The organism is Bacillus sp. mrc49 (assembly GCF_002803435.1).
In genome coordinates this window covers 1-8,208 of the sequence record NZ_PHNG01000665.1, presented here as the reverse complement: position 1 = coordinate 8,208, position 8,208 = coordinate 1, and the positions used below count along the sequence as shown (strand labels likewise).

The following is an 8,208-nucleotide window of genomic DNA, read 5'->3' as shown; positions in this document are numbered from 1 at the left end:
TCATCTGCTGTTCATTCAACTCCCGGACAACGACAGGAACTGTCTTCAAACCAGCTTCCTTGGCGGCACGATAGCGTCTCTCCCCAGCCACGATTTCATATCCCTTAATACTTTTCCGGGCAATAATCGGCTGCAGGATTCCATGCTCCTCGATCGATTGCTTCAGTTCTTCTATCGCTTCAAGCCGGAAGTTCTTTCGGGGCTGATAAGGATTTGGCCTTAGTTCCATTAATTTGATTTCGCGCACGATTTCATCTTTACTTATTTCACCATTATTGAAAAGTGCGTTAAGTCCTTTGCCAAGCCCTTTAGCCATTTGATACCACTTCCTTTGCCAATTCTAAATAGACCTCCGCTCCACGTGATTTCGGATCATAAATGATGATTGGTTCTCCATGGCTCGGTGCCTCGCTCAAACGCACATTGCGGGGTATGATCGTTTGATATACTTTATCCTGGAAGTATTTTTTGACTTCTTCAATGACCTGGAGACCTAAATTCGTTCTTGCATCCAGCATCGTCAATAGCACACCTTCGATTTTCAACTCATGGTTCAAATGCTTTTGCACGAGTCGGACCGTATTCAAGAGTTGACTTAAGCCCTCCAATGCATAATATTCACATTGGACGGGAATCAAAACGGCATCAGCCGCCGTCAAAGCATTAAGTGTGAGCAAACCTAATGATGGAGGGCAGTCGATCACAATGTAATCGTATTCGCTTTGCACCTCTTCCAATGCCCTTTTTAAGCGCACTTCCCTTGATATCGTTGGTACCAATTCGATTTCAGCACCTGCAAGTTGAATGGTCGCAGGTATGGCATATAAGTTTTCCACCTTTGTTTCCAAGATGACGGTACTGGCTTCTACGTCATCCACCAATACATCATAAATACACTGCTCGACATCTGCTTTATCAATACCTGCACCGCTTGTCGCATTTCCCTGCGGATCGATATCGACCATTAAGACTTTCTGCCCTATGTAAGCAAGGCACGCACTTAGACTGACAGAAGTTGTCGTTTTTCCTACACCGCCTTTTTGATTGGCAATGGCAAGAATCTTACCCACGAATTCACCTGCTTTCAACTATCTTCAATACGCCATTTTTTACCGTGAATCCACTTATTTCTTTCTATTTTATCATGAATATTACTGGAAGAAATCGTTTTCTTCAATTCCACATGAAAATTGAAAACTGCCTAAACGGCACGAAAAAACGCGGAAAAGCGTAACACTTTCGCAAAAGATAAGACCTGCGAAGCAAAAAAAGCTTGGTAATCGGAGACTACCAAGCTGGGCCAAGGATGGGGATCAAGATTTTTTCTTGGGTATTTTTATCGTGAATTGATAATACTCCTCGAATTCTTTTTCCTCTGCATCCAAGTTTATTCCGTTGTCTGTAACCATGCTAAGCGATTGCCGGATCGTGTTCACGGCGATCCTCATGTCCTTACTGAAGGCCTTCCGCTTAGGTTTCGGCTTTTGCACCGTACCTGTCAGAAGCTTGACGACCTGCTCTTCCGTCTGCTTGACGTTCAACCCTTTTTCGATGATTTCCAAAAGCAATTTGATTTGCTTTTCCGGACTTTTCAACGGAATCAACGAACGGGCATGGCGCTCCGTAATTTGTTTTTGAAGAAGTGCATCTTGAACTTCCTGGGGCAGCTTAAGCAGCCGCAGCTTATTCGCAACGGTTGATTGCCCTATCCCCAACCTTTGTGCCAAAGCTTCCTGGGTCAAACTATGCAGCTCCAAGAGTTTACCGTAAGCCAAAGCTTCTTCAATCGGTGTCAACTCTTCACGCTGGAGGTTTTCTATCAGCGCAACGGAAGCCGTTTCTGTATCGGTGAAATCCTTGATAATTGCAGGTGCCAATTCCCAGCCCAGCTTTTGCATGGCTCGAAAACGCCGTTCACCTGCAATGATTTCATATTTCCCCTGTCCATAAGCCCTTACTACGATTGGTTGTATGATTCCATGGGTATGGATCGTTTGAGCCAATTCAGCAATTTTATCGTCATTAAAAACGGTCCTTGGTTGAAATCGATTAGGTACAATATCAGAAATGGATATTTTTCTTATTTCTTCATTATTATTGCTAGGTGTCTCCATCTCTAGTTGCTGTTCTTCTTTTTCGCCAAACCCAAAGAACCGCGAAAAAGGATGCTTCATCTTCCTACACCACCTTTTAAAACTCCCAAATAACATATTCTCTATTTAAAGGACAAGTCCTGCATACATTTCCCGACATGGTTATACATATGATCCTTCACTGTAAAAAACATGTCGACTGGCGTCATCAAGGCAATATGGGGAGCGGACGACCAGTGATTTTCTAACTCTTTCGGCATGCCCCGAATTATTTCCCCGAATTGAAAATGGAAATATCGCCAACATACCAGTCCTGCTTCGAAAAATTGGCACAAGGTCGAAATATTGTACCAAGGTCCGCCTTCATGCGGGATTATCCATTAATAAATGAATGGAATGATACCTTTATAGTAAAAGAAAACATGGACAAGTGCCAGCTCAATATGCGATTTTTCTTACTAAAGGTTATTCAATGGGCTGTTTATTCGGTGTCCCTGGTTTTCTTGGATATTTTTTCGGCGTCTTCTTCACCTTATTGACTGTAATGATGTTTCTTTCACTATTTTCCTCTGGCAATGTGAAGTGATGGATTTCAGCAATTTTTCCGCCTAACGTGAAAATGGCCTTTTTCCCTGTGTCCATTTCATCTTGTGCACTAGCTGCTTTCATGGCGATGAACGTACCCTCGGTCTTCACGAGCGGCAAGCATAATTCACTTAAAACGGACATCCTCGCCACCGCTCTTGCCATGACAATATCATAAGCTTCACGGTGCTCCGGTTTTTGGGCGAAGGTTTCCGCCCTGTCATGATAGAAGGAGACGCCCTTTAATTGCAGGGCATCCGCAAGATGATTCAAGAAAGAAATCCGCTTATTCAAGGAATCAACAATCGATACGTGAATGTCCGGGAAACAAATCTTCAATGGAATGCTGGGAAAACCAGCTCCAGCCCCAACATCGCAAATCCGATAAGGATTGTTGAAATCGAAATAGAAGGCAGCACTGATAGAATCATAAAAATGCTTTAAATAAACCTCTTCTTTATCAGTGATGGCCGTTAAGTTCATCTTTTCGTTCCATTCAACCAATAAACGGTAATATGTGTCAAACTGATCAAGCTGGTGAGGAGAAAGCTCGATCCCTTTCTCCTGCAGCGCTCGTTGGAACTGTTCTATATTCATGTTTTCTTCAATCCTTTTTGGGTATTTCCCTTACTGAGATACTCGGGCAATCTTTCCTTGTTCCAAATAAACGAGCAAAATCGAAACATCGGCCGGATTCACGCCGGAAATTCTTGAGGCCTGCGCCACCGATAGCGGAGTGACCTGCTTTAATTTTTGACGTGCTTCCGTTGCGAGGCCAGAAATGGCATCATAATCGATATTCTCTGGAATCTTTTTATTCTCCATTTTTTTCAGGCGATCGACCTGCTGCAACGATTTTTCTATATATCCTTCATACTTGACCTGGATTTCGACCTGTTCCGTCACTTCATCACTCAGTTCGACATCGCTTGGAGCCAAACTTTGAATATGGGAATAATTCATTTCAGGCCGTTTCAATAAATCAGACGCACGGATCCCATCCTTAAGCTCACTGCCGCCACTGGCAGTGATGACCGCTTGTACCTCTTCGGTCGGTTTGATGAAATGCGATTTCAGGCGTTCTTTTTCCTGTTCGACCGCCGCTTTTTTCAAAAGGAAACGATTATAGCGCTCTTCATTAATCATTCCAATATTGAATCCCATCTCCGTTAAGCGTAAATCGGCATTATCATGGCGCAATAATAACCGATATTCTGCCCGTGAAGTCAACAATCGATAAGGTTCATTGGTGCCTTTCGTTACAAGGTCGTCGATGAGAACCCCAATATAGGCATCAGAACGGCTTAAAATAAGTTCTTCTTTACCTATCGCTTTCAATCCGGCGTTAATACCGGCCATCAAACCTTGGCCAGCTGCTTCTTCATAACCCGACGTGCCGTTAATTTGTCCAGCCGTATACAAATTCTTAACCTTTTTCGTTTCCAAGGTAGGCCAAAGCTGAGTAGGGACGATCGCATCATATTCAATCGCATATCCAGCACGCATCATTTCCGCCTTCTCAAGTCCCGGGATCGTTTGAAGGATCTTCACTTGCACATCTTCTGGCAGACTGGTCGATAGTCCTTGCACATACACTTCCTTCGTATTTCGTCCCTCAGGCTCAAGGAAGATTTGGTGCCGCGGTTTATCATTAAAACGGACGACCTTGTCTTCTATCGATGGACAATAACGAGGTCCTGTTCCTTTTATCATTCCGGAATACATAGGGGAACGGTGTAAGTTATCATCAATTAGCTGGTGCGTCCCCTCATTGGTATACGTCAGCCAGCATGGCAATTGATCGGTGATGAACTTTGTCGTTTCATAAGAAAAAGCGCGTGGCACTTCATCGCCAGGCTGTATTTCCGTTTTGCTGTAATCAATGGAAGAGCTATTGACACGCGGCGGTGTTCCAGTCTTAAAACGGACCAAATCAAACCCCAATTGCTCCAAATGTTCAGAAAGCCTGATGGACGGCTGCTGGTTATTAGGACCGCTTGAGTATTTCAGTTCCCCTAGGATGATTTCACCGCGTAAATAGGTTCCCGTGGTGATTACGACCGTTTTCGCACGATATACCGCTCCTGTTTTGGTGACGACACCCGTACAAATGTCGTTTTCAACGATCAATTCCTCTACCATCCCTTGAATCAAGGTCAGATTCTCTTGATCTTCTATCGTCTTTTTCATTTCTTGTTGATAGAGAAATTTATCCGCCTGAGCACGGAGCGCACGAACGGCCGGACCTTTTGCCGTATTCAGCATCCTCATTTGAATATGGGTCTTATCGATATTTTTTCCCATTTCTCCGCCTAAAGCGTCAATTTCCCTCACGACAATCCCTTTTGCCGGTCCGCCAACGGAGGGATTGCATGGCATGAAGGCGACCATATCCAAGTTAATGGTAATCATCAACGTTTTAGCGCCTACCCTTGCAGCGGCCAGGCCTGCCTCACTACCAGCATGTCCAGCTCCAATTACAATGACATCATAGCTACCTGCTTCGTATTGCATGTCCTTTTCCTCCTTTTTTCGATTATTTTCCTAAACAAAATTGCGAGAACAATTGGTTGATTAAATTATCCTGGACGCTTTCACCAATGATTTCACCGAGGAGCTCCCATGCTTTCGTGAAATCGATTTGAACCAAATCAATCGGCGTACCCATTTCAATCGCTTCGATTGCATCGGTAATGGACTGCCGTGCCTGTCCGAGCAAAGCGATATGCCGGGCATTGGATACATAAGTCAGGTCTCCCGTTTCTAAAGCACCTTCAAAAAATAGGGAAGCGATGGCTTCCTCCAATTCGTCGACCCCTTGGTCTTCAAGTAATGAAGTGGAAACAACCTTATGGGATGCTGAATATTGCTTCACCTTGGCCATATCGATTTTTTGCGGAAGATCCGTTTTATTGATGATGACAATGACATCCATTCCCTCGACAGCCTGGAACAGCAACTCATCCTCAGGTGTAAAATCATCGGAATAATTCAATACGAGCAGAATTAAATCAGCTTCTTTCAATACTGCACGAGACCGTTCAACCCCGATTCTTTCAACGATATCTTCCGTTTCCCGAATCCCTGCCGTATCGACAAGTTTAAGCGGAACACCGCGAACATTGACATATTCCTCGATTACATCACGCGTTGTCCCAGGAATATCCGTGACAATCGCTTTATTTTCATGAACCAAGCTGTTAAGCAAAGAAGATTTCCCGACATTGGGGCGCCCGATAATGACGGTCGCAAGCCCATCGCGGAGGATTTTCCCCTGCTGGGCTGTATGAAGCAGCTTCTCGATTTCGGTCTTGACAAAACTGCCTTTTTCCAAAAATAAACGATGTGTCATTTCTTCGACATCATCATATTCCGGATAATCTATATTTACCTCGACTTGAGCGAGTGTCTGTAAAATTTCTTGGCGAAGGTTCTGGATTAGTTTTGAAAGCCGGCCTTCCATTTGTCCTAAAGCAACATTCATCGCTTTATCCGTTTTAGCACGAATCAAATCCATGACGGCCTCCGCTTGGGAAAGGTCGATCCTTCCATTCAAAAAGGCACGTTTCGTAAATTCACCCGGTTCAGCAAGACGAGCACCTTGAGAAAGGATGAGCTGCAATACCCGATTGACCGAAACGATTCCGCCGTGACAGTTAATTTCCACGACATCTTCCCTTGTAAACGTCTTTGGCCCCTTCATGACGGAAACCATGACTTCCTCTATGATTTCACTCGTTTTAGGCTGGATAAGATGTCCATAATGAATCGTATGTGACTTGACCTCAAGCAATCCTTTTCCGCCTGGTCCTTTAAAAATCCTATCGGCTATTTCTATGGCCTCATCACCGCTGATTCTAACGATGGCGATTGCCCCTTCCCCTAAAGGGGTAGAGATAGCGGTGATTGTATCGAATTCCATGTTTTCACCTCTTATATATTGATGTTTCTATATTATTTTTGATAATAAAATCGTCGAATCCCTAAATTACTACAATACCACAGTATATTCATGAAAAAAAGTAGATACTCCTTCCTTCCAAGAGTTATCCACATGCAGCGCAACCATATTCTGTAACATTCATTTTAACTTATCCACATGTGAATAACAAATGCGGCGGCTCTCCCTTTTTCCCCTTCCCGTACTGAATGTGCGACCATCGAAGTGAAACGTGTCGGTTATTGCTGAATGGCCCTTTTCATTACATACCTTTCGACAAAAACCGATGGTACGTTCCACCAAAAAAAAGAACCCCTGCTAATAAGCAGAAGGTTCATTTAAGCGGCGTGATGACCAAATGGCGATAAGGTTCGACACCGCTTGAAGTTGTTTTGATTCTCGGATAATGCAACAGTGCATTATGAATGACCTTACGTTCATAGCTTGGCATCGGCTCCAATGAAATGGGCTTGCCCGTTTTCAGCGCTTTGTTCGCCATTCTTTCAGCCAATTGAATTAACGTCTCATTGCGTCGATTTCGATAATCTTCAGCATCTACCGTGATATTCAGGAACTGCTTAGCATGTCGATTCGCAACAAGCTGCGTTAAATATTGCAGGGAATTCAGCGTTTGACCCCTTTTCCCAATTAATAAAGCGATTTTGTCACCTGATAATTGGAATGTTACGTTCTTCCCTTTCCGGTGGACATCGATTTTGGCATCGACACCCATCTCAAGGCTGACATTCTTCAAGAATCCAAGTGTCTCCTCGATTGGATCAGGAGGCAATGTCACATGGACAATGGCCTTCCTTGCCCCAAATAAACCGAAAAACCCTTTTTTTCCTTCTTCCTCAATTTCAATCTCGACGCGATCCTTCGTGCTGTTCAGTTGAGCTAAAGCTAAATTTACTGCTTCTTCGACAGATTGTCCTGTAGCAGTCACTTTTTTCACTTTTTCTTTGCCCCTCCCGCGTTTTCCGCAGCTGCTTTTCTAAGATCCGGACCTTTAATGAAATATGTTTGAACGATACCAAAAAGGTTACCTACTACCCAGTAAAGAGAAAGAGCAGCGGGGAAATTAATAGCAAAAACAACAATCATGATCGGCATGATATAAAGCATCATCGTCATTTGTGCAGCCATTTGTGGATTCGAGTTCATCCCGGCCATCGACATTTTCTGTTGGATGAAAGTCGTGATCCCTGCAACTACCGGTAAAATATAAAAAGGATCCGGTGAGCCTAGATCAAACCAAAGAAAACTATGTAAGGCTATTTCATGCGTACGGCTGATGGCATGGTAAAATCCGATCAGGATAGGCATTTGAACCACTATCGGCAAACATCCAGCCAGTGGATTCACATTATATTTTGAAAATAGAGCCATTGTTTCTTGTTGTAGTTTTTGTTGTGTGGCAGCATCTTTTGAGCTGTATTTCGCTTGAAGTTCCTTCATCTCAGGCTGGATGGCCTGCATGGCTTTCGAGCTTTTCACCTGTTTGATCATAAGCGGAAGCAATGCTAAGCGAATGATTAACGTGACACCGATGATACCCAAACCATAGTTCTCGCCAAAAGTTTCAGAAAG

General features: G+C 43.8%; 8 protein-coding genes. All 8 read right to left on the bottom strand.

What is annotated here, in order from left to right; all coding sequences use genetic code 11:
• A partial coding sequence (locus tag CVN76_RS09835) for a ParB N-terminal domain-containing protein (RefSeq protein ID WP_157805626.1) occupies window positions 1-316 on the bottom strand: 316 nt, incomplete at its 3' end.
• Window positions 309-1,070 (bottom strand): ParA family protein, encoded by a 762-nt coding sequence (locus CVN76_RS09830; RefSeq protein WP_100531102.1) that lies wholly within the window; start codon window positions 1,068-1,070, stop codon window positions 309-311. The genes CVN76_RS09830 and CVN76_RS09835, both read right to left, overlap by 8 nt.
• 243 nt (window positions 1,071-1,313) lie before the next feature.
• Entirely contained in the window at window positions 1,314-2,174 is an 861-nt protein-coding gene (gene noc / locus CVN76_RS09825) for a nucleoid occlusion protein (RefSeq protein ID WP_100531101.1), read from the bottom strand.
• A 384-nt stretch (window positions 2,175-2,558) separates the two neighbouring features.
• Window positions 2,559-3,275, bottom strand: a complete 717-nt coding sequence (rsmG, locus tag CVN76_RS09820) for a 16S rRNA (guanine(527)-N(7))-methyltransferase RsmG (protein ID WP_100531100.1) — start codon at window positions 3,273-3,275, stop codon at window positions 2,559-2,561.
• Window positions 3,276-3,305: 30 nt separating this feature from the next.
• The gene (mnmG, locus tag CVN76_RS09815; protein ID WP_100531099.1) at window positions 3,306-5,192 is read right to left on the bottom strand and encodes a tRNA uridine-5-carboxymethylaminomethyl(34) synthesis enzyme MnmG; all 1,887 of its coding nucleotides are present in this window, start codon (window positions 5,190-5,192) and stop codon (window positions 3,306-3,308) included.
• 22 nt (window positions 5,193-5,214) lie between these two features.
• On the bottom strand, window positions 5,215-6,600 hold the full coding sequence (gene mnmE, locus CVN76_RS09810; protein WP_100531098.1) for a tRNA uridine-5-carboxymethylaminomethyl(34) synthesis GTPase MnmE: 1,386 nt from the start codon (window positions 6,598-6,600) through the stop codon (window positions 5,215-5,217).
• A 352-nt stretch (window positions 6,601-6,952) separates the two neighbouring features.
• Window positions 6,953-7,573: an RNA-binding cell elongation regulator Jag/EloR gene (gene jag / locus CVN76_RS09805; protein WP_100531097.1), complete on the bottom strand. Its 621-nt coding sequence runs from the start codon at window positions 7,571-7,573 to the stop codon at window positions 6,953-6,955.
• The coding region (gene yidC / locus CVN76_RS09800) for a membrane protein insertase YidC (RefSeq protein WP_100531096.1) at window positions 7,570-8,208 on the bottom strand (639 nt) is incomplete at its 5' end. The genes jag and yidC, both read right to left, overlap by 4 nt.